General features: G+C 62.6%; 23 protein-coding genes and 1 pseudogene. 11 read left to right on the top strand and 13 right to left on the bottom strand.

Translation table 11 applies throughout. The features are described from left to right. Positions 1 to 7 precede the first annotated feature (7 nt). Entirely contained in the window at positions 8 to 910 is a 903-nt protein-coding gene (locus ACLFLU_RS23235) for a DUF2189 domain-containing protein (RefSeq protein WP_426407187.1), read from the bottom strand. A gap of 334 nt (positions 911 to 1,244) precedes the next feature. Between ACLFLU_RS23235 and ACLFLU_RS23230 the strand changes: the two genes are divergently transcribed. Then, complete coding sequence (locus tag ACLFLU_RS23230; RefSeq protein WP_426407186.1) at positions 1,245 to 1,658, top strand: DUF3597 domain-containing protein; 414 nt, start codon at positions 1,245 to 1,247, stop codon at positions 1,656 to 1,658. 78 nt (positions 1,659 to 1,736) lie between these two features. Here the strand turns inward: ACLFLU_RS23230 and ACLFLU_RS23225 are convergent, their stop codons facing one another. Next, positions 1,737 to 2,012 (bottom strand): GNAT family N-acetyltransferase, encoded by a 276-nt coding sequence (locus tag ACLFLU_RS23225; protein WP_426407185.1) that lies wholly within the window; start codon positions 2,010 to 2,012, stop codon positions 1,737 to 1,739. Positions 2,013 to 2,262: 250 nt separating this feature from the next. Here ACLFLU_RS23225 and ACLFLU_RS23220 point away from each other — a divergent pair, with 250 nt between their 5' ends. After that, on the top strand, positions 2,263 to 2,661 hold the full coding sequence (locus ACLFLU_RS23220; RefSeq protein ID WP_426407184.1) for an SPW repeat protein: 399 nt from the start codon (positions 2,263 to 2,265) through the stop codon (positions 2,659 to 2,661). Between the two features lie 46 nt (positions 2,662 to 2,707). On the opposite strand, the gene ACLFLU_RS23215 is transcribed toward ACLFLU_RS23220, so the two are convergent. The 3 genes from ACLFLU_RS23215 to ACLFLU_RS23205 all read right to left on the bottom strand — a co-directional run bounded on the left by ACLFLU_RS23215 (position 2,708) and on the right by ACLFLU_RS23205 (position 3,916). Beyond that, entirely contained in the window at positions 2,708 to 2,983 is a 276-nt protein-coding gene (locus ACLFLU_RS23215) for a GNAT family N-acetyltransferase (protein WP_426407183.1), read from the bottom strand. A gap of 11 nt (positions 2,984 to 2,994) precedes the next feature. Then, a complete protein-coding gene (locus tag ACLFLU_RS23210) occupies positions 2,995 to 3,510 on the bottom strand; it encodes a DUF3828 domain-containing protein (protein WP_426407182.1) in 516 nt (171 codons plus the stop codon). 91 nt (positions 3,511 to 3,601) lie between these two features. Beyond that, positions 3,602 to 3,916, bottom strand: a complete 315-nt coding sequence (locus ACLFLU_RS23205; RefSeq protein ID WP_426407181.1) for a hypothetical protein — start codon at positions 3,914 to 3,916, stop codon at positions 3,602 to 3,604. 178 nt (positions 3,917 to 4,094) lie between these two features. Here ACLFLU_RS23205 and ACLFLU_RS23200 point away from each other — a divergent pair. From ACLFLU_RS23200 to ACLFLU_RS23180, 5 genes and pseudogenes are all read left to right on the top strand, one after another. Further along, positions 4,095 to 5,699, top strand: a pseudogene (locus tag ACLFLU_RS23200) (acyl-CoA synthetase); the annotation flags it as partial. A gap of 12 nt (positions 5,700 to 5,711) precedes the next feature. Beyond that, positions 5,712 to 6,572 (top strand): PCC domain-containing protein, encoded by an 861-nt coding sequence (locus ACLFLU_RS23195; RefSeq protein ID WP_426414053.1) that lies wholly within the window; start codon positions 5,712 to 5,714, stop codon positions 6,570 to 6,572. Between the two features lie 102 nt (positions 6,573 to 6,674). Then, positions 6,675 to 7,472 carry an AAA family ATPase gene (locus ACLFLU_RS23190; RefSeq protein WP_426407180.1) on the top strand — a complete coding sequence of 266 codons (798 nt, stop codon included), beginning with the start codon at positions 6,675 to 6,677 and terminating at the stop codon, positions 7,470 to 7,472. A gap of 47 nt (positions 7,473 to 7,519) precedes the next feature. Continuing rightward, the gene (locus tag ACLFLU_RS23185; RefSeq protein WP_426407179.1) at positions 7,520 to 7,807 is read left to right on the top strand and encodes a type II toxin-antitoxin system RelE/ParE family toxin; all 288 of its coding nucleotides are present in this window, start codon (positions 7,520 to 7,522) and stop codon (positions 7,805 to 7,807) included. A 5-nt stretch (positions 7,808 to 7,812) separates the two neighbouring features. After that, positions 7,813 to 8,100: a HigA family addiction module antitoxin gene (locus ACLFLU_RS23180; RefSeq protein ID WP_426407178.1), complete on the top strand. Its 288-nt coding sequence runs from the start codon at positions 7,813 to 7,815 to the stop codon at positions 8,098 to 8,100. Between the two features lie 23 nt (positions 8,101 to 8,123). Here the strand turns inward: ACLFLU_RS23180 and ACLFLU_RS23175 are convergent, their stop codons facing one another. The 3 genes from ACLFLU_RS23175 to ACLFLU_RS23165 form a co-directional block, all read right to left on the bottom strand. Beyond that, on the bottom strand, positions 8,124 to 10,193 hold the full coding sequence (locus tag ACLFLU_RS23175; RefSeq protein ID WP_426407177.1) for a DUF1217 domain-containing protein: 2,070 nt from the start codon (positions 10,191 to 10,193) through the stop codon (positions 8,124 to 8,126). 861 nt (positions 10,194 to 11,054) lie between these two features. Continuing rightward, on the bottom strand, positions 11,055 to 11,975 hold the full coding sequence (locus ACLFLU_RS23170; protein ID WP_426407176.1) for a nucleoside hydrolase: 921 nt from the start codon (positions 11,973 to 11,975) through the stop codon (positions 11,055 to 11,057). Between the two features lie 112 nt (positions 11,976 to 12,087). Beyond that, entirely contained in the window at positions 12,088 to 12,738 is a 651-nt protein-coding gene (locus tag ACLFLU_RS23165; RefSeq protein WP_426407175.1) for an HAD-IA family hydrolase, read from the bottom strand. Positions 12,739 to 12,808: 70 nt separating this feature from the next. Between ACLFLU_RS23165 and ACLFLU_RS23160 the strand changes: the two genes are divergently transcribed. Continuing rightward, entirely contained in the window at positions 12,809 to 13,030 is a 222-nt protein-coding gene (locus ACLFLU_RS23160) for a DUF433 domain-containing protein (RefSeq protein ID WP_426407174.1), read from the top strand. Positions 13,031 to 13,033: 3 nt separating this feature from the next. Next, on the top strand, positions 13,034 to 13,384 hold the full coding sequence (locus ACLFLU_RS23155) for a DUF5615 family PIN-like protein (protein ID WP_426407173.1): 351 nt from the start codon (positions 13,034 to 13,036) through the stop codon (positions 13,382 to 13,384). A 1-nt stretch (position 13,385) separates the two neighbouring features. Here ACLFLU_RS23155 and ACLFLU_RS23150 read toward each other — a convergent pair whose 3' ends face one another. The 5 genes from ACLFLU_RS23150 to ACLFLU_RS23130 form a co-directional block, all read right to left on the bottom strand. Next, on the bottom strand, positions 13,386 to 13,709 hold the full coding sequence (locus ACLFLU_RS23150) for a hypothetical protein (protein ID WP_426407172.1): 324 nt from the start codon (positions 13,707 to 13,709) through the stop codon (positions 13,386 to 13,388). A gap of 50 nt (positions 13,710 to 13,759) precedes the next feature. After that, a complete protein-coding gene (gene uvrA / locus ACLFLU_RS23145) occupies positions 13,760 to 16,738 on the bottom strand; it encodes an excinuclease ABC subunit UvrA (protein WP_426407171.1) in 2,979 nt (992 codons plus the stop codon). A 263-nt stretch (positions 16,739 to 17,001) separates the two neighbouring features. Continuing rightward, positions 17,002 to 17,757, bottom strand: a complete 756-nt coding sequence (locus ACLFLU_RS23140) for an outer membrane protein (protein ID WP_426407170.1) — start codon at positions 17,755 to 17,757, stop codon at positions 17,002 to 17,004. A gap of 153 nt (positions 17,758 to 17,910) precedes the next feature. Further along, positions 17,911 to 18,663, bottom strand: a complete 753-nt coding sequence (locus tag ACLFLU_RS23135; RefSeq protein WP_426407169.1) for an outer membrane protein — start codon at positions 18,661 to 18,663, stop codon at positions 17,911 to 17,913. A 247-nt stretch (positions 18,664 to 18,910) separates the two neighbouring features. Further along, the gene (locus ACLFLU_RS23130; protein WP_426407168.1) at positions 18,911 to 19,600 is read right to left on the bottom strand and encodes an outer membrane protein; all 690 of its coding nucleotides are present in this window, start codon (positions 19,598 to 19,600) and stop codon (positions 18,911 to 18,913) included. A gap of 420 nt (positions 19,601 to 20,020) precedes the next feature. Between ACLFLU_RS23130 and ACLFLU_RS23125 the strand changes: the two genes are divergently transcribed. Next, the gene (locus ACLFLU_RS23125) at positions 20,021 to 20,524 is read left to right on the top strand and encodes a single-stranded DNA-binding protein (RefSeq protein ID WP_426407167.1); all 504 of its coding nucleotides are present in this window, start codon (positions 20,021 to 20,023) and stop codon (positions 20,522 to 20,524) included. A 213-nt stretch (positions 20,525 to 20,737) separates the two neighbouring features. After that, positions 20,738 to 21,136 (top strand): DUF2306 domain-containing protein, encoded by a 399-nt coding sequence (locus ACLFLU_RS23120; protein WP_426407166.1) that lies wholly within the window; start codon positions 20,738 to 20,740, stop codon positions 21,134 to 21,136. Positions 21,137 to 21,257 lie beyond the last annotated feature (121 nt).

The following is a 21,257-nucleotide window of genomic DNA, read 5'->3' as shown; positions in this document are numbered from 1 at the left end:
GTCGTTCCTATTCCCTATTCCGCCACGGGAAGAGATTGGCGGGGAAATCGGCTGCCGGCTTGCGCGGACGCTGCGGTGGAGGTGGCACCGGCCGGGCACCGGGCTCGGAGACGATGACTTTGCGGTAGAGATGCCAGGTGGCGTGGCCGAGCAGGGGGATGACAACGGCGAGCCCGAGGAATGCCGGGATCGTGCCGAGAGCCAGCAGCATCGCCACGATCAGGCCCCAGGCCGCCATCGGCACCGGGTTTTTGGCGACGACGCGCAGCGAGGTAACCATCGCGTCCAGAGCGCCGGCATGGCGGTCGAGCATCAGCGGGAATGAGACAGCGCTGATGCAGAGTGCGGCGAGCGCAAACAGGAAGCCCGTGCCGCAGCCGATCACGATCAGCCACCAGCCCTGAGATGTCGTCAGCACGCGCGTCACGAAATCCGAGATTCCGGTCACGCCCTCATAGCCGAACGCAGCCACATAGATTGCCTGTGCGGTCGCGACCCAGGTCACGAACAGGGCGAGCAGCAGCGTGCCAAGGCCGAGCATCGCGCCGAAGGAGGGCGAGCGCAGCACATCCATGGCATCCCAGGCGCTCGCTTCCTCATGGCGCTCGCGACGGCTCGAGAGTTCGTAGAGGCCGAGTGCTGCGAACGGTCCGATCAGGGCGAAGCCCGCGGCCAGCGGAAACAGCAGCGGTATCACTGAATAGCCCATTGCGACGCGCGCGATCACGAGGCCGAGCACAGGATAGATCACGCAGAGGATGATGGCGTGGCTCGGAACCGCCTTGAAGTCTTCCCAACCGAGCTTGAGCGCGTCGTGTAGGTCGGAAAGTTGGATGGTTCGGATCACCGGTCCAGCCGCGTCTGCGGTCTGGCCCATTGTTGGGACATTGCCCGGATAGAGTGTGGCCATGGTTGGCTTGCTCCCTTGCCATGCAGCCGAATTCGGCGCCGACAACGGCGCAAGCGGCCGCCTTTTCTGAGTTTCGCGAGTCCAACCAGACGCGAATTCCGGATGGCATCGCGAGCTGAGCGAGAAACGTACGCCTATTTCCGAGGCCTGTCCCTCACGGATGGGTGAGATTCGTTGCCGCAGTGCAACCTCGATGACGTCATCCGGTCGTCATTTCGCCGTAGATAAGCTCATGCTGTTTGTGGTTCGCGGGACTTCGCGGGCGCAACGACGTAACTTCGTCTATAAGGGCCCACTCAGGGCCTTCCAACGGGATCCTTTTCGGGGAGCAGACATGAGCATTTTCGGGAAAATCATGGGCGCAATCTTCGGCGGCCAACCAGCTTCCGCTGCGCCCGCCGGCGGCGCACCCGCGGGCAGCGCTCCGGCAGGGGCCGCGCCGGGCGGATCGGCGCCAGCGTCTGCGCCGGCTGCCGCGCCTGCGGCAACGGTCGATGTCGCCGCGATCGTCGACGCGGCCGTCGCTGCGCACAAGGGCGAAAAGCTGGAATGGCGCACCTCGATCGTCGACCTCATGAAGGCGCTCGACGTCGATTCGAGCCTTGCTGCGCGCAAGGATCTCGCCAAGGAGCTCGGCTACACCGGCGACATGAACGACTCCGCCAGCATGAACGTCTGGCTGCACAAGCAGGTGATGTCCAAGCTCGCCGCCAATGGCGGCAAGCTGCCGCCTGAAATCAAGCACTGACCGACGCGCATCGGTCGACGCCAAGCAACTGAACAAGTAACTGAAAAAGGGTCCGCGATCTCGCGGGCCCTTTTGCGTTCAGGCAACGAGATCCGCATCCTCCGGATGCTTGTCGAGATAATCGACGACGAAGCCGCAGCCCGCGATCACCTTCTTGCCGTCGTGGCGGATCAAGTCGAGCGCGCCCTTGATCAGCTCGGAGGCAATGCCGCGCCCCCGCAGCGCACGCGGCGTCTCGGTGTGGGTGATGATGACAGCCGACGGCGTCAGGCGGTAACTGGCGAAGGCCAGCTCGCTGCCGACATCGAGCTCGAAGCGGCTCCTGTCCTTGTTGTCGCGTACCGATGCCGCCATGCCTGACCCTTCCGAAGCGATGCTTATCCCCTGATCTAGGCGCCTGACCCCACCCTTGCCAAGTCGTGACCAAGGGAGGTCGCCGCAGGGGAGATATCTGCAAAAAGTGTTGGTCCGTCTTGCAATTGTGCACCGGTTCCCCACGTCTTGTTACAGGACATACGCTCGAATGCGGCCGGCAGGGTCGCCAGATATTCGAAGTGTCATGATCGCCAGCCGCTGACGTATGCCTCTTTTGTAGGAGGGTACGATGTCGGACTTTGGTTTCTTGAATACTCACCGAACATGGGAAGACTGGTGTGGGATGCTGCTCGGCGCGCTGATTGTCGCGTCGCCGTGGTTTCCCATCCAGGATCGCTCGGGGATCGTCGGACACGAGACGATGGTCCTGAACACGGTCGCAATCGGCCTCGTCGTATTTGGCCTCGGCCAGCTCGAATATGTTGCCTTGCAGCGCTGGCAGGAGGTGGCGACGATCCTGGTCGGACTGTGGCTCATTGTCTCGCCCTTGGTGCTCGGCTATTCCGGCGAAGGGTTTCTCCGGATCTACCACACGAGTCTCGGTGCAGTGGCGGTGATCCTCGGCGTGCTTCAGTTGTGGCAGGACTGGGATTTGAGTGATCAGGATATGCTGAAGCATGGGCAATAAGCGGATTTCGGCAGGCCCGTCGCGCGATCGGCGGGCCAGCGCTTGTTCATCTCATCACCAGATCCGCATAGTCTGGATGCTTTTCGATCCATGCCTTCACGAACGGGCATTCCGGGATCAGCTTCAGGCCGGCCGCGCGGACCTGGTCGAGCGCGCCTTGCACCAGCCTTGAGCCGACGCCCTTGCCGGCGAGCTCCTTCGGCACGTCGGTATGCACGAAGGTGATGACATTGCCGTCGAGCTTGTAATGCTCGGTCGCGAGGTGGCCCTCCACCTCGAGCTCGTAACGGTGATGGTCCCTGTTGTTGATCACGTCGCTCATGGTCTCTCCGGTCAGCTCTTCAGCGCGTCCGTCAGCATCTTGCGGATCGACCAGGCCTCGCCGTCAGAGGAGCCCTTGATGTCGTCGATCTTCCAGCTGTTGGCCTCGCGCACGAAGTCATAACGCACGATCTGGTCGGCGGGTTTGCGGTCATTGCGGTGGCCGGTGATGGTCACCGCGAGCGTCGCTTTGTCGGCCTCCGTCTTCTCCGCGTCAACCTTGAACGACTTCACGTCGGGTTCCTGCGAATTGGTGACGGGATCGAAATCGATCGGCCCGACATCGCCCTTCGGCGTATGCGCATCCGCCTTGGCCCACAGCGCAACCAGAGCCTTGGAGAGATATCTTGCTTTCGCGGCCTTGTTCTCCGTGACGAAGGCGGCGCCGCCATCGCCCTTGCCCTTGGCGGCGCGGGTGTAGATCGCAGTCAGAATGGTTGCGGGATCGTTGGGGGCGGGCGCCTGAGCGAAGGCGGGCGTGGTGGCGGCGAAGAGAGAGGCGGCAATGAGGCTGCGGCGGGTGAGCATGGATCGTCCCTGAGATGATGGCACGCGACCATAGGCCGGAATGGTCATGTCAACGCGGTATCTCAGTAGACCGACGTACGGGCGATTCGGTTCAATCGGCCGCCTTGGCGAGGCGCGAATCTTCCGGCTGAGGTTTGGCGGGGAGGCAGCCCTGACAGATGACGAGCGAGCGATTGACCTTGGCGTCCTGCTCGGCCTCGATGCCGTCGCTCTCGGGCCAGGCAGCAGTACGCGTTGCGCGTGAGGGCCCGGGAGTGGAACGCGGTTGATTGGGGTCCTGGCCCGCGCCATCCCAGGCATAGCGGGCGGGCTTGAAGTCGGGATCCGAGGTGAGATGAGCTTGTGGAGCGACAGCACAGCCGGCAAGCGCGAAGGTGAGAAGGAGAACAACGGGCGCTTTGACCATGATGCGGCACTCTGTACGCGAAGACTGAGCGAGGTTGCTCCCATCATGTTTAAAATTCCTTGAAGAGCGCATGGATGACATGGCGGCCCGTGGTCTTGCTAGGCCACTCTCGATGGCGATAAATGGGTTCCAATGAACGGGCGGCTTGCGTGCCGTCTGCCGTCGAAGAGGAAGCCCGATGCCGCCGCTCCGCATGTCCCGCCGCGTCATGAATCTCGCTTACATGCTGACCCAGAATGCGCGGCGGCATGGATCGCGTCCCGGTTTCGTCTGGGGTGACAAATCCTGGACCTGGCGCGAGATCGATGCCCAGGTCTCCGCACTGGCCGCGGCGCTTGCTGCGCGCGGGATCGCCAAGGGCGACCGCATCCTCGTTCATTCCAAGAATGGCGACGAGATGTTCTTCTCGATGTTCGCGGCGTTCCGGCTCGGCGCGGTCTGGGTGCCCACCAATTTCCGCCTGATGCCGGATGAGGTGGCCTATCTTGCACAGGCCTCTCGTGCGAAGGCGTTTTTGTGCCATGTCGATTTTCCCGAGCACGCGGCGGCCGTGAACGGCGGCGCGCTGGAATTCACCTGGAGCATCGACGGCAAGGCATCGTTCGGCGAACGCTCGGTGGCCGACGCCATCGTTTCGCAGGCAGGCCAAATGGTCGAGAACGTTGCCGTCGAGCACGACGATCCCTGCTGGTTCTTCTTCACCTCCGGCACCACCGGCCGCTCCAAGGCCGCGGTGCTGACGCATGGCCAGATGGGTTTTGTCGTCACCAACCATCTCGCCGATCTGACGCCGGGGGTTACGGAAGCCGATGCGTCGCTGGTGGTGGCGCCGCTGTCGCACGGCGCCGGCGTGCATCAGCTGGTGCAGACCGCTCGCGGCGTCTGCACCGTGTTGCTGCCGACCGAGAAATTCGACATCGACGAGGCGTTCCGCCTGATCGCGGCGCACCGGGTCGGCAATCTCTTCACGGTGCCGACGATTTTGAAGATGATGGTCGAGCACCCCGCTGCCGACAAGTACGATCATTCCTCGCTGCGTCACGTGATCTATGCGGGCGCGCCGATGTATCGCGAGGATCAGAAGGCGGCGCTGAAGAAGCTCGGCAAGGTCATCGTGCAGTATTTTGGCCTCGGCGAGGTCACCGGCAACATCACCGTGCTGCCGGCGGCGCTGCACGATCCCGAGGACGGGCCGCACGCGAAGATCGGCACTTGCGGCTTCGAGCGGACCGGCATGCAGGTCTCGATCCAGGACGACGAGGGCCGCGAGCTTAAAGCGAACCAGAGCGGCGAGATCTGCGTGATCGGGCCTGCCGTGCTCGCCGGCTACTATGATAACCCCGAGGCCAATGCGAAGGCGTTCCGCAACGGCTGGTTTCGCACCGGCGATCTCGGCCACATGGACGAGGAGGGGTTCGTCTACATCACCGGCCGTGCGTCGGACATGTACATCTCCGGCGGCTCCAACATCTATCCGCGCGAGATCGAGGAGAAGATCTTGACGCATCCTTCGGTCGGCGAAGTCGCTGTGCTCGGCGTGCCCGATGCGACATGGGGCGAGGTCGGGATCGCCGTCTGCGTTGCGCGCGACGGCGAGAAGGCCGTGAGCGAAGCGGAGATGGCGGCGTTCCTGTCGCCCAAAGTGCCGCGCTACAAGATGCCGAAGCGGTTCTTCTTCTGGGAAGCGCTGCCGAAATCCGGCTATGGCAAGGTGCCGAAACGCATGGTGCGCGACGAGCTCGAGGCGCGCGGGCTGCTCGATCTCGACAAGACCAAGGTGGGCTGCGCGCGGGGCATGCGGAGCATCAAGCAGCCGGGCGCGCTGGTCACTGAGCGTATCCAATGGGTGGAGGCGAGGGGGCGTGCCTTTTCGTTCACGCTTCCAGCCGGCTTGCCGCTGCTCGAAGCCGCGCGCCGCGGTTTTGCTGCGGAAGGATTTGCCGGCGGCGTGCTCAATTTCGGCCACGGCGCGCTCGGGCCGTTCGGCTATGTGATGCCGGCGCTGTCGAAGACCGGCGAGAATGCGGCGTTCTACAGCGACACGTATCGGCCCACAGGCGTGACGCGCACCAGGCTCGGCAGCATGACGCTGGGATTGCGCGACGGTGCGCCGTTCTATCATTGCCACGGGCTGTGGACCGAGGCGGACGGCAAAGCAAGCGGCGGCCACATGCTGCCGGACGAGACTGTTGTCGCCGAGCCGTTCGAGGTCCAGGCCTTTGGCGTCGATGGTGCGATGTTCACCGCCGAGCCCGACCCCGAGACCAATTTCAAGCTGTTCGGACCGGTCGCCGCCGCGCGCGCCGGTGCGCGCGCGACCAACCGCGCCTTCGCGCTGCGGCTGCGGCCCAACCAGGATTTTGCTCTCTGCCTCGAAGCCTTCTGCCGCTCGCACGGCATCGCGCGCGCAAAAATCCACGGCGGCGTCGGCTCGACCATCGGCGCGCGCTTCACCCATGGCGGCGTAACCGAGCCGTTTGCCACGGAGCTCGCGATAACCGCCGGGACGATTGCGGCGGGCGCGTCCGGCGCGCTGAAAGCTGCGCTCGACGTCGCCCTGGTCGACTACACCGGCGGCATCGCCGAGGGCCGTCTGGTCCGCGGCGACAATCCCGTGCTGATGACGATGGAGCTGGTGCTGGAGGTCTTGGACTAGGGCTCGACCGGGGCTTGCCGTATCCCGCAGATACCACTTTCGCGAGGAATGTGTTCCTGATATGTTCTTTGAGATGCTAACTGGGGTAGAGTGGGCAGGAATATGAGCCGGACACGCCGCCGTCAGACGACTCTCCGTGCGCCCTATCTTCGACGCGTTTGGCTCGACCGCGCGCGGGTCGACGATTGGGAGGCGTATCCGTTCTGCCTTCCCGTGTTCAGGGATGAATTCGATCACAGCTTTGATGCCGCGGTGACGATCATCGTCGGCGAGAACGGCACAGGCAAGTCGACTATCCTTGAAGGCATTGCCGGGATGGCCGGCTTCGCCAGCACCGGCGGCCGCAAGGGATTTCACGAGATCGACGGCGGAGGCATCGAAATCACCGGTGAGGAGCTGTCCTCCGCCTTGCGGGCTGCGTGGGTGCCGAAGGTGACAGACGGCTGGTTCTTTCGCGCCGAGACGTTTTTTTCCGTTGCGCGCTATCTCGACCGATCGGCCGTGAGTGCCGCTGTGGCGATGGAAGGTGTCTTTGGTGCCAGCGTTCAGGAGGCGCCGGACTATCTCTCCTTCTCCCATGGCGAGGGCTTTCTGGTGTTCTTCGAGGAGCGCTGCCAGAAGCAGGGCATCTACATTTTCGACGAGTCGGAATCGGCGCTGTCGCCGGCGCGCCAAATGGACTTCCTCAAGCTGCTGCATCGCATGGATCTCTCCGGCAATTGCCAGGTGATCATGGCGACCCATGCGCCGCTGCTGATGGCCTATCCCAATGCGCAACTGCTGCGGCTCGGCAAATACGGCCTCGAGCCGACAACAGTGGAGCAGACCGATCATTACCGGGTGATGCGGGAATTCTGCGCCGACCCGCGCGGATTCGTCGAGGCGACGCTGGCGGAATGAATGCATCATCGATTGTCGTTCACCGACATCCGTAGTATGTTCTTGCCATGATCAGGTCCTGGCGGAATTCGGCGAGCCGCAAGATCTGGGATGGCGAGCGTCCGAACCAGTTTCGCGGACTCGATTTCGAGGCAGCGGCAGAGTTGTTGCTCGCGCTGAACGTCGCGAAATCGCTCGGAGACCTGAGCCCGCTAAAGAGCGTCGGATTGCACAAGCTGAAGGGCGATCGCAAAGGGCAATGGGCAATGACGGTCAACGAGCGTTGGCGCATCTGTTTCGAATTCGGCAAGGGCGATGCCTACGAGGTAGAGATCGTCGACTATCACAAGGGCTGACATCCATGGCTCCACTCGTTCATCCTGGACGGTTGCTCAAACGCGAGTTGATCGCGCGCGGGCTCAGTGCAAACAGGCTTTCGCTCGACATCGGCGTTCCCTCGGGGCGGATCACCGATATTCTGAATGGACGCCGAGGTATCTCCGCGGACACTGCGGTGCGGCTTGGTCGCTATTTCGGCAATAGCCCTCAATTTTGGCTGGACTTGCAGGGGCAGTACGACATTGGTGTCGTCGAACGGGAGAAGGGCGCGGAAATCGCTCGACGAGTGAGGCCCGGCGACGCGGCTTGATGGGGCTTCGGGTGAGGGCTTCATCACCACGGGCTGGCGCGCATTTTCGCCATGGCCAGATATGTCGATTCACTGAAGCCTGATGTCCCCGAGCTCGATCCTTGAAAGAGGTCGAGCACGGGCGAGTAGGTCTGGCTGGCGTTCTTCGCGTCATACATGGCCGAGAAGCGGCCGAGCAGCTTTGCAACTTTGGTGGGATCGCCGAGATCCTTAAGATTGAGGTATTTCTCCACGATCTTGGCTTGCTGATCGATCTGCATCGAAGCCATCTGATCAGGTAAATTGAAGGTGGTTCGAAACACCTCCGAAAGAGCCTTGTCGGCAAGAATGTCGTAGGCGGACGTGATGTGTCCCGCCATGCGCTGGAAATACAGCGCCAGACGTACGCCGGGATTGGTATCGCCCTGCTGCTGCTCCAGGCTTTGCTCGAGATAGTTCTTTTGCGTTGCCAAGAATTGATCGCGCTTTTGCGGACCCACCATCGGAAGACGCGCGACATTGCCCTTGCTGTCAAAATTGAATGACGCCGCGATCTCGGCAAAACGCCGGTCGCTCTCCGTGTTTGCGAAGCTCTTGGGGTCATTCAGATCGGAGGCGAAGATCTTCTTGAGATAGGCGGTGCTCACTTTTGCAGGGTCCAGACCCTTGGCGACAAGAATGAAGTCGACCATCTTCCTGTTCGCGAGCAGATCGGAAACGCTGTCGATGTTGCCGATCGACTGTTGATAGTCGGTCGCGTCTTTCTGGGCTTGAGCCTTGACTTTCGCCTGGTCCTGCTTGCTCGCAGATTTCAATTTCGCAATGACGTAGTTCTTGGCGATATCGAGGATTTCAGCCGAATCCTGCGCCGCCAGGGGTGTCGACAGATTGCCTTTGGCGTCAAAGTTGAACGCGCGCGCGAGCTTGACGTATCGATCGTCCTTGAGCGTGTAGACGTAGCTCTTGGGGTCGTTGAGGTCGCTTTCGAGAACCGCCTTCACAGTGGATTGTGACACTTGTGTGGGATCGAGTCCGACGGCTGCCAGTGCAAAATTATACGCGCCTGGTGTGGACACGAGCGCCTGGAGTGAAGTCACCTTGGGGATGGCTTTTCTGAATTGCCCGATGACCAAGGCTTCCTGCAACGGGCTTGCCGCCGAATAGACCGCCGACTTGCTGTCGTCGAAGCTCTTGTTGGTGCTGGCGATGTTTGCAGCGGTCTGCGCCGGTGTACCCGGTGGAAGCGACCCGTCGGCGGAAAACTCGAACGCGCCGGCCAGGTCCATGAAGCGGCCGGTCGTCGCTATGGCGTCGTTGGTGCTGGATATGCTGCTGACAGCTGTCTGCAGGCGATATCTCTCGACCAATATCTGCACATTCAACTGATTGACGTCAGCGCCGGGCTGCGACAGTTGCGCGGTATAGTCGGCGATCTTCGAGCTGGCGTCGGTTGCATCCGATTTGGCTTGGGCGAGCCGGGCGTTCAGGCCATCCAGCTGGGACGAGAAGGTGGTGTTGACGTAGCTGTTCGGATCAGATGGATCGCTGGACAGGACCTGCTTGATGGTGTCACGCGGCCACTTGCTTTGATCAATCCCGAATGCCGAAGTGACATAGTTGCGAAGACGGTCGTCGTTGAGAAGCTGGTCGGCACTGATCACGTTGCCGATCGTGGCATTGTAGTACTTCGTGTCGGCGGCAACTGCATCGACTTTGCTCTTCATGGCTGCCGTGTACAGCCCGATCATGTCGTCGGTCTGGTTGTTCGATTGCGCAACCTTCGTTTCACCGCCACCGAAGGAAAATGCCGCGGCAAAATCCCTGTAACGCTTGTCGATCAGCGTGTTGGCAAAGCTCTTTGAGTTCGAGAGGTCGCTCTGCAGCACTTTCTTCATGAAGGCCTTGGCGTAGGCCATGTCCTCCAGGCCATAGGCTTTCGTGACGTAATGATACAGACGATAGTCATTCATCAGGTCGTCAACGGTGTGCACCTTGCCGATGTTGGCTTTGTAATAGGCGGCATCGCGCGATACGTCCGATTGCTGCGCCACCCGCGTCAGGGTCTGTGCGAGATTGCGTGTGACGTAGCTATAGCCAAAATAGGTGGACACCATGGGGAATTCCTGACGGCTCGGCGGGGCCTGGACGTCCGTCAATCATTGCCGGGTCGCAAGGCGGGGGCTGGCATCATGCCGGCACACAGAAATATTGTTACAATTCATTACTGCGATTCTGGGCGACAACTTCAGGTATGATTTCGCGTCCAAGTGCCGCATCGGATGGATATCTCCGGCAAGCCTCCCGCAAGCAAGACGTGAGTAAGCTTCATCTTCCATTGGCATTTGCGATCGCGGGCATGTCTTCGCTTTCTCGCGGCACGTCGTGCCCGAGCTTTGCTGCAGTTGCCGCCCTCGAAAGTGCCGAGGGCGCAGGGAAGGCCGGGTGCCAGCTGGTACCCGCGGTCCACTGTGCGATGATTGCGCTACGAAAGAGCTGCACAGCGGCATACAGGTGAAGCCAAACATCCGGCCTTCCCTGCGCAGTGGGTTTACGGCTTATGTCGCGCTCTCCCCGGGGAGCGATGCACTATTGCCCCCGTCGCCCCACGATGGCTGATGCCGAGACCCGGTCGGGCCAAACGCATCACCGCAAGACTTGGCGCACAGACCCCGGGCGCCAGGACCACACGATTTTGCCGTACGCATGCTGCGCCGGTCGTGTGCGCGAGACGTTTGCTCACGGTTACCCGCCCTGCAACCGCCTTCGCGCCGACGCCGCTTGCGTCCACCACATCCCACCCGCATGTCGTGACGATCGCGATACGCCCCTCGGACCGGGTAGGGTGAGATACATATGCGATAATTCCGAATTCTCGTAAAGCGAATTATTTCAGGTGGAGCGTATTGACCTCGGTTTGGCGTGTTTTGCCCGTCGGGCAGCGCAAGAGATTGTGTTGGTGAGGACCGCCGGCTCCGCTATTTCGATTCCGCGAACGCCTTCAGCTTCACGAAGAAATCCCTCAGGATCGGATTGCGATCGACATAGGTCACGTAGCGGATCGGATGCCGCCTTCGGTCGACGCTCCAGGTCATCTGCTCGTTGAGAACCGGAGCCGGGATGATCACGCTCGGGGCCCACACGGGATTGAGCAGCCAGCCGATCGGCGCCATGTCCCAGATCTCCTTGGCCCAGCCCATGTGGTCCGGCGAATACTCCTTGAACCTCTGAGCGAGGAACGCGCCGATGCTGCCGTGCGGTTCAACGTAGCGCTCGATCTCCGGCACCGTCGAGTGAAGGCGCGAGGTGACGCCCTTGCACGGCACCAGGACAAGCGGCACGCCGCTGTCGAGCAGCACCTGCGCGCCGCCGACGTCCTGCTTGAGGTTGAACTCGATGGTGTCAGGCCATTCCAGCGCATGGCCGCCAAGCCAGACCACCACGATCCGGTCGATGATGTCGGGGGCCCTGAGCAGCGCCGAGGCGACGTTGCTGATGGCGCCGATGGCAATGACGTAGAGCGGATTGTCGGGTGAGCCCGCACGCGCCCGGGCTATGAGGTCGTCGACGGCGGGGGCTGGCTGCGCCATCTTGCTTGGGCCGACATAGTCGGTGACGCCGCGATGAACCAGGCCATCCGGCGCAACGTCCAGGCGCTCCAGCAGGCGCAGGATTTCCTGATAGCTCAGCTCCATGCCGTGGCCGGGATTTTTCGCGCGCGCATTGAAGAACGGCGCGGCGTAGATCGCCTCGACGTAAAAGCGCTCCGGCGACAGCAGCATCTGCACCAGCGCGAACTGATCGTCGATCTCGTTGTAAGTGTCGGTGTCGAGCACGACGCGGACTTTGCCCGCCGGCGGGGTGAGGAGCTTGAGGCGGGCTGCATCTGTGAGTGTCATTCACCGTCTCCTCGAACAGTTCGTAGGGTGGGTTAGCCCCGCGGCTGCGCGAAGCGCAGTCCGCGCGGCGTAACCCACCGCCTTTGCCTCTGCGGATGCAAACAGTGGTGGATTACGCTTCGCTAATCCACCCTACGTTTCCGCATAAGATATCCGTAATGTCGCGCATGTTTTCGAACATGTGATCGGGCGCAAGCGCCTGCAGCGCGGCCGGCGCAGCATAGCCCCAGCTGACCGCGCCGCAGGCAATGCCGACGGCCCGCGCCGCCTCGATGTCGCGGACCTCATCGCCGATGGAAATGACCTTGCCCGGCGCCACGCCGGCGCGCCGGATCACGTGGCGGAATTTTGCGGGCTTGCCAAACACCGAAGCCGCGCAGTCGAAGTGCGAGAACAGCTCGGCGGCCTCGCCGAGCTTGGCCCGCGCATTGACCTCGCTGTCCGACGTCACCAGCGCGAGCTGCACGCCGTTCTCGGCCAGCGTCCGCAGCATCGCCTCGGCGCCCGCAAACATCGAAATCTCCGCTGCCGCTTCGCCCTTCAGCCGCCGAGCATGTCGCGCGATCGCCGGCAATTTCCACAGGGGCACCTCGAGCCGGCTGAGGATCTCGCGCGTCGACGCATGCCGCAGCCCCTCGACATCCTCATCCCTGACGCGCCGAAAGCCGAAGCGGTCGGCGACGTCGTTGATGGTGCGCAGGAACCAGGGGAAGCTGTCGACGAGGGTGCCGTCGAGGTCGAAGATGGCGAGGGAGAAGGGCATTGGGGCGGTTTTGGAGTTCGCTGACAAGCGATATGTGGCGTGCTATTGTTCAGAGAATTCGAGGATAGCCATGCGGCACGAGCGGATTGAAATCAACCCGGCGATTATGGACGGCAAACCCGTGATCCGCGGGACGCGGGTGCCGGTCGAATTGGTGCTCAGGGAGTTGGGGGCGGGTATGACCACTGAGTCCATCATCTCGGAGCACCCGCGGCTTACACCTGATGATATTCGGGCAGCCCAGGCTTTCGCAGCCGACTATTTGGCTGACGAAGACATCATTTATCGCTGAATAGTGCGCTGGCTAGCGGACGAGTGCGTCACAGTATCTCTGGTTCGAGATCTACGTGGCGCTGGGCACGACGTGCTCTACATCGCTGAATTCGCCGCTAGCCTCAGCGACGTGGAGGTCATCGCGCTGGCACTCCGGGAGGGGCGTCTCCTCCTTACGGCTGACAAGGATTTCGGCGAGCTTGTCTTTCGTCGTGGCCAAGCCGTACCTGGCCTGGTCTTGCTGCGTATCGATCCGGAGAACGGGCCGCTGGTGTCGACGCGGCTTCTGGATGCCGTCGATCAGTTCGGTCAGGGCCTCTTCGGCCGCTATGTAGTGGTTGACGAGGTCCGCTTACGATCCCGTCCCTTGTGAGTTACCGCAACCTGCGGACGTGAACATTGATGTCGATATCGATGTTCTTGACGCAAGTTTGAGTGGTTCGGTGCGACCCACCCTCATGCCAGCGGCCGTCGCGCGGGCGTGCGGCGCTAACGTTGGCCAGCTTCAGACATCGCCACTGCGGCAGTGGTCCGCTGCTCTCGCCGGCAAACTGCCAAGCCAGCACAGCCTCGTCCCCGTTCTTATCAGTACCGATGATATGCGGGCACAGCTCTCGGTAGCGACCCTCGTAGACGCAGGTCACCTGCTGCTCGGCGAGGATGGCGTTCCGAAAGAGCGCATAGCTCCGGCTCGGCATAGAGATCACTCCAAGCTGGCCGGATGCCTGATCGCTCAAGCCGACGAAAATTACTCCGCCGCCTCGCTCGTGCTCCGCCGCTTCGGCTTCCTTGCCTTTTTCAGCACCGGCTCCAAAAACTTGCCCGTATAGCTCCGCGCCGCCTTCACGATGTCCTCGGGCGGACCCCAGGCGACGATCTCGCCGCCGCCGTCGCCGCCTTCGGGGCCGAGGTCGATGACCCAGTCGGCGGTCTTGATGACTTCGAGATTGTGCTCGATCACGACGACCGTGTTGCCCTGCGCGACCAGCTCGTGCAGCACCTCCAAGAGCTTCTTGACGTCGTGGAAGTGAAGGCCGGTGGTCGGCTCGTCCAGGATGTAGAGCGTTCGGCCGGTGGCGCGTTTTGACAATTCCTTCGCGAGCTTGACGCGCTGGGCTTCGCCGCCCGAGAGCGTCGTGGCTTGCTGGCCGACGTGAATGTAATCCAGTCCAACACGGTGCAACGTCTGAAAAGTCTCGCGCACGCGCGGGACCGCCTTGAAGAACTCGGCGGCTTCCTCGACGGTCATGTCGAGCACGTCGGCGATGCTCTTGCCCTTGAACAAGACCTCTAGCGTCTCGCGGTTGTAGCGCTTGCCCTTGCAGACGTCGCAGGTGACGTAGACGTCCGGCAGGAAGTGCATCTCGATCTTGATGACGCCGTCGCCCTGGCACGCCTCGCAGCGGCCGCCCTTGACGTTGAAGGAGAAGCGGCCGGGCTCGTAGCCGCGCGCTTTCGCTTCGGGCAGGCCGGCAAACCATTCGCGGATCGGCGTGAAGGCGCCGGTATAGGTCGCGGGGTTCGAGCGCGGCGTGCGGCCGATCGGCGACTGGTCGATGTCGATGATCTTGTCGATATGCTCGAGGCCCTCGATGCGGTCATGCGGCGCGGCGCCCTCGCTGGCGCCATTGAGCTTGCGCGCGATCGACTTGTAGAGTGTATCGATGAGAAGCGTCGACTTGCCGCCGCCGGAGACGCCGGTGACGGCGGTGAACAGGCCGAGCGGAATCTCGGCCGTGACGTTCTTGAGGTTATTACCGCGCGCGTTCACCACCTTGATGGTGCGGCGATGGTTCGGCGGACGCCGTTCCGGCACCTCGACCTCGAGCTCGCCGGTGAGATATTTGCCGGTCAGCGATTTCGGGTTGCGCATGATCTCGGCAGGCGTGCCTTCGGCGATGATGTTGCCGCCATGCATGCCGGCGCCCGGACCGATGTCGAGCACGTGGTCGGCGAGCAGAATGGCGTCCTCGTCATGCTCGACCACGATCACGGTGTTGCCGAGGTCGCGCAGCCGCTTGAGGGTGTCGAGCAGGCGGGCGTTGTCGCGCTGGTGCAGGCCGATCGACGGCTCGTCCAGCACGTAGAGCACGCCCGTCAGGCCCGAGCCGATCTGCGAGGCCAGGCGGATGCGCTGGCTCTCGCCGCCGGACAGCGTGCCGGAGGAGCGGGAGAGGGTGAGATAGTTGAGGCCGACGTCGAGCAGGAAGGTGAGGCGCTCGCGGATCTCCTTGAGGATGCGCCCGGCGATCTCGTTCTGCTGCGCGTTCAGCGCCTCCGGCACGGTCTCGAACCACGCGCCGGCATTCTTGACCGACAGCTCCGAGATCTCGCCGATGTGCTTGCTGCCGATCTTGACGCAGAGCGCCTCGGGCTTGAGCCGGAAACCGTTGCAGGCGCCGCAGGGCACGTCGTGGAAATATTTTGCGAGCTCCTCGCGCGCCCACTCGCTTTCCGTTTCGCGGTAGCGTCGGTTGATGTTGGTGATGACGCCTTCGAACGGCTTCTTGGTGTCGTAGGAGCGGACGCCGTCCTCGTAGGAGAACTTGATCTCGTCCTCGCCGGAGCCATGGAGGATCGCGTTCTGCGTCTTCTTCGGCAGATCCTTCCACTTGGTGGTCAGCGTGAACTTGTAGTGCTTGCCGAGCGCAGTCAGCGTCTGCGTGTAGTAGGGCGACGACGATTTGGCCCAGGGCGCGATCGCGCCCTTACCGATCGCGAGCTCCTTGTCGGGAATGACGAGGTCCTCGTCGACATGCTGCTCGACGCCGAGGCCGCCGCAGGCCGGGCACGCGCCGTAGGGGTTGTTGAACGAGAACAGGCGCGGCTCGATCTCGGGAATGGTGAAACCGGAGACGGGGCAGGCGAACTTTTCCGAGAACAGAATCCGCTCGGGTCCGCTCTTGTCGTGGATTTTTGCGGTCTTCTTTTTCTCTTCGGCAGGCGCAGCAGCAGCCGGTGCGTCGGCATACTCGACCACGGCGAGGCCCTCGGCGAGCTTCAGCGCGGTCTCAAAACTTTCGGCGAGGCGCTGGCCGATGTCGGCGCGCACCACGATGCGGTCGACCACGACGTCGATGTCGTGCGGGAATTTCTTGTCGAGCGTCGGCGCTTCCGCAAGCTCATAGAAGGTGCCGTCGATCTTGACGCGTTGAAAGCCCTTCTTGAGCCATTCGGCGAGCTCTTTGCGGTACTCGCCCTTGCGGCCGCGCACGACGGGCGCGAGCAGATAGAGGCGGGTGCCTTCGGGCAGCGCCAGCACGCGGTCGACCATCTGCGAGACGGTCTGGCTTTCGATCGGAAGTCCGGTGGCGGGTGAATAGGGCACGCCGACGCGCGCCCACAAGAGGCGCATATAGTCGTAGATCTCGGTCACCGTGCCGACGGTCGAGCGCGGGTTCTTCGAGGTCGTCTTCTGCTCGATCGAGATTGCCGGCGACAGGCCGTCGATCTGGTCGACGTCAGGCTTCTGCATCATCTCCAGGAACTGGCGGGCATAGGCCGAGAGCGACTCGACGTAGCGGCGCTGGCCTTCCGCGTAGATGGTGTCGAAGGCGAGCGAGGATTTGCCGGAGCCTGAGAGGCCGGTGAACACCACAAGCTTGTCGCGGGGAATCTCGACGTCGATGTTCTTGAGGTTGTGCTCGCGCGCGCCACGGATCGTAATTGCGCGCAGGCTCGAGCCCGCGTTCTGCTGTTGGCGCTTCGCCTTGATCACTTCATCCATCCGAGTTGCCCTCAAGGAATCCCAAAGGTACGCGATCGCGCCGACGAAAAGGCGCGCTTCGCCCGGAACCGGGATCGGCGCCGATGGGGTTGTTGGCGAACGTAGGAAGAACGGAGACGGATTTCCAGAGGGACTTGCGAATCGTCAACGGATTGTTGGCGCGCTGGCGGGACTTGGCAGCAGGGCTCGGCATTGGGACAAGCGGAACAGCAAAAAGGCCGGCGTGAGGCCGGCCTTTGATGGCGCTGAATTCGCGAGCTCGCTCAGTATTTGGCGACGACCGGGCCGCCCCAGCGATAGTTGACGCGGATCAGCCCGATATCGACGTCCTGGCCGATCCGCTCGGTGCGTCCCGGCGGAACGAGAATGGCGCTGGCGAGATCGCCGCCGTGATGACCGAGGAACAGATGGTCGTACTCACCGCCGACCGACCAGTTTTCTGCAAAGGCGTATTCCACGCCGAAGCCCGCGCTGTAGCCCCAGCGGGTCTGGCTGAGCGTATTGGACACGACGCCGACACCCGGAATGAACTCGTCGTATTTGTCGTGCGCGACGGCAGCACCCGCCTTGCCGTAGAACAGCAGGCCGTTCACGGTGTAGCCGAGCTGGCCGGTGAACAGACCAAAGCTGTCGATCTTCGTGCGGTTGTTCAGCGGCGCCAGCACCAGGCTGACATTGTTGCCCTTGAAGTCGGCCCAGTTGCCCTGGCCTTCCACGCCGAGAACCCAGTGTGCCTTCTGCCAGCGATAGCCGAGCTGGGCACCGACCGTGCCCCCGCTGGCATTGTGGCAGCCTTCGCCGACGGCCGGATCGATCGCAACACCGCTGACGCCAACTACGCTCCAGCAGGCATGGCCGAGGCCGCCGCCGCCATTGATGCCGCCATAGACGCCGGTCCATTCGAGGGCGGGGACAGGCGCCACCTGCGCCTTGGAATAGAGCGGGAGATCCGCGGCAACGGCCGGTGCAAGTGCACCGAGTGCGAACAGGCTGATCGCAGCCACGGCCCAAGTCTTCATATCGCGTCCCCAACTCGCCGAACCAATGCGCGGGCGCCATGCGCGTCCCACGATTCCTTGACGGTTCGGCTCACCGGGCCGCGAAAACAAAAAGGCCGGCGCGAGGCCGGCCTTTCGTAACGATGTGACGTCGGTCGTGAGGCGAAGCGAAGCTCAGTACTTCGCGACGATCGGGCCGCCGAAGGTGTAGTTCAGGCGGACGGTGGCCATATCCACGTCCTGCTTGATGCTGTCGCTGCGGAAGGGCAGGGCGAACGCAGTGAAGCTGTCGGTGTGCTTGCCCATGAATAGGTGGTTGTACTCGACGCCAACCGACCAGTTCGGCGCGAAGCCGAATTCGATGCCGGTGCCGACGGCGCCACCCCAACGCGTTTCGCTTGCTGAGCCGAACGTGATGCCGGCCAGAGTGCCGCTGAACTTGTTGTGGGTGACGGCCGCGCCGCCCTTCACGTACCAGAGCACGTTGTTCCAGGCGTAGCCCACCTGACCGGTGAAGAGACCCAGCGCGTCAATCTTGGTGTTGTTCACCAGCGGGAAGAAAGCGGCCAGAGAGCTCGTGTTCGAGCCCTTCAGATCAGCCCAATCACCCTGGGCTTCGACGCCGAACACCCAGTTGGTGGACTGCCAGCGATAACCGATCTGACCGCCGGCGATCGCGCCGGTCGCATTGTGGCAACCTTCAGCGGTGACGGGGACTGCTCCACCCCCCACAGCGGTCGTATCCCAGCAATTGTGGCTCGAGCCGCCACCGGCGTTGGCGCCGATGTAGAAGCCGCTCCAGTTGTAGATCGAAGCGATAGCCACCGGAGCCTTGGTGTAGGGGCGAGCCGCCAGATCGGCAGCCATCGCGGGGGCGAATGCGCTCAGTGCGAGCAAGCTGGCAGAAGCGAACAAAATCTTCTTCATTTTCAAACTAATCCCCAGTTTCTGCTTGGCCCTTCGGTGTGCGGGAAGGGCTTCGGACCCAAAGGTCCGTTCGCTTATCTCTACCTCAATTAATCCAGAGGTTGTGTGTCCGAGGAGCCACAACACGCGGGAAAGTGCGTCCATCGACATGACGGTTCGGCGCACCGGGCCGCGAAAACAAAAAGGCCGGCACAAGGCCGGCCTTACGTAACGTGATGGCGTTGGAGCCGAGGCTCACTACGTCAGATCAGTACTTGGCGACGATCGGGCCGTTGAAGTGATAGTTCACGCCGACCTGCACGGTGTGGAAGTTGAGCGTGCCGGTGGGAAGAGCGCCCGTGAAGTAGGTCTCGCCGCCGAGGCTGCGATAGAGGTACTCGCCCTTGACCGACCACTGCGGAGCGAAGAACGCCTCGACGCCCGCGCCGACGGTCCAGCCGGAGTGGAACTTGCTGTCGGAGACGCTCGCGCCGAGCGCGCTGACGGTGAGCTTGTTGTCGATCCAGGCGTAGCCGGCGGTGCCGTAGAACAGGACGTTGTTGACGGCATAACCGAGACGGCCGCGCACGGTGCCCATCGCATCGGTCTTGCCGCTCAGCGTGGTGCTGACGACGCCAAAGCCGGGGACCACGGTCGCGCCGGTCACGGAAGCGCTGACGTCAGCCCAGGCGGCGTCAGCTTCGAGGCCGTACACGACGTTGCCGGTCTGCCAGTTGTAGCCGGCGGTGCCACCGACGAAGCCACCCTTCATCTTCGGGGCGGTCGAAGCGTCTTCCCAGGCGCCGCCACCGACGATACCGAGGTAGAAGCCGGTCCAGTTGTAGACGGAAGCCACGGCCACCGGAGCCTTGGTGTAGGGGCGAGCCGCCAGATCGGCAGCCGAAGCGGCGCCAGTGAGGGCGAGCAGACAGGCCGAAGCCAACAAGATCTTCTTCATATTCAACTAATCCCAGTCCCAGTTTCTGTTGTTGCCTTCCGTGGGTCGGAAGGACATCGGACGCCTTGGTCCAACTGGCGTCGGCTTACACCAGTGAAGCCGCAAGTTGTGTCTCCAAAAAGTCACAACAGACGCAAAATGTAATGATCGCTGACCTATAATTCCCATCGGAAACTCGACAAAAAAAGCCGGCGCGATGCCGGCCTTCGATCCCCCAATGTTGGCCGCTTCAAAGATCCCCGAAGGGTTCGGCGCGATGCGGGAACAAATCTGGAACAAATGATCGGGCAGTGCTATATGTGGGGATAACCGAGGGCGCGTCGGGCCGATCGGTGCTCGTAAGCGTATAGGGTCGGCCCAACAGGCGGCAGCGCGGGCGCGCCTTTCGAAATTCAGTGGCATTTGGAGTGGAGAGCGGCGATGGCGGGAAGCGTCAACAAAGTCATTCTGGTCGGAAATCTCGGCAAGGATCCGGAAATCCGCCGCACCCAGGACGGGCGGCCGATCGCGAATCTGAGCATCGCTACCTCTGAGACCTGGCGCGACAAGAACAGCGGCGAGCGCAAGGAAAAGACCGAGTGGCATCGCGTCGTGATCTTCAATGAAGGGCTCTGCAAGGTCGCCGAGCAGTACTTGAAGAAGGGCGCCAAGGTTTACATCGAGGGCGCGCTCCAGACTCGTAAATGGACCGACCAGAGCGGTGTGGAGAAGTACTCCACCGAGGTCGTGCTGCAGGGCTTCAACTCGACCCTGACGATGCTCGACGGCCGCGGTGGTGGCGGGGCAGGCGGCAGCTTCGGCGATGAGCCGGGCGGCGATTTCGGCTCCTCCGGTCCCGTCAGCAGCGCACCGCGCCGTGCCGTGGCCGCCGGCGGCGCTGGTGGTGGCCGCAACAACGACATGGACGACGATATCCCGTTCTGAGGCGCGGCAGGACTTTGTTCCGGGCTTGTGCCGCGCTCGTGTAAAGCGGCAGGATTCCTTACCAATTGACGGGCTAAGCTCGGGTTTTCCGGGCTGGCCTCATGTGCTGCCTCAAGCCTTTGACGGGCTGTGATGTGAATGGTATTAACTTTATGTTAATGCCATTCACATGGCCGGTCCCGACCAGAGGACGGGTCACATGAGCCATGTCAGATGAGCCTTGCGCCTCTGCTTGATGCCGCCCCAGCGATCCCGCTGCACGCCTTCGCGGCGATGGCGGCCTTCGTGCTTGGCATCGTCCAGTTCGCAGCGCCCAAGGGCACGCTGCCCCATCGGACGGTTGGCTGGATCTGGGTGGCGCTGATGGCCGTGGTGGCCGCGTCGTCGTTCTGGATCCACCAGATCCGCCTGGTCGGGCCGTTCAGCCCGATCCACCTGCTGTCGATCTTCACGCTGGCGATGCTGCCGCTCGCAGTGTGGCGGGCCCGCACGCATCGCGTCGTCGCTCATCGATGGACCATGATCTTCTTGTTCACCGGCGCGCTGGTCGTGGCGGGGCTGTTCACGCTGGTGCCGGGGCGCATCATGCATCAGGTGTTTTTCGGGGCATAATTGGCGGTTCCGGGCGGCTCGTTCCGGCGCCGCCGACAACGGTGGCGAGAAGCGCGTAAGTCTCTGGAAAAACAAACGGAAAAACCGCTTCCCAAGGGCTCGCAAGGGTGGTTATCAGGGC

Source organism: Bradyrhizobium ganzhouense, assembly GCF_049949285.1.
In the GTDB taxonomy this organism is placed as follows: domain Bacteria; phylum Pseudomonadota; class Alphaproteobacteria; order Rhizobiales; family Xanthobacteraceae; genus Bradyrhizobium; species Bradyrhizobium ganzhouense.
Note: the sequence above shows the minus strand (reverse complement) of the source record. Positions and strands in the feature narration are given on the sequence as shown.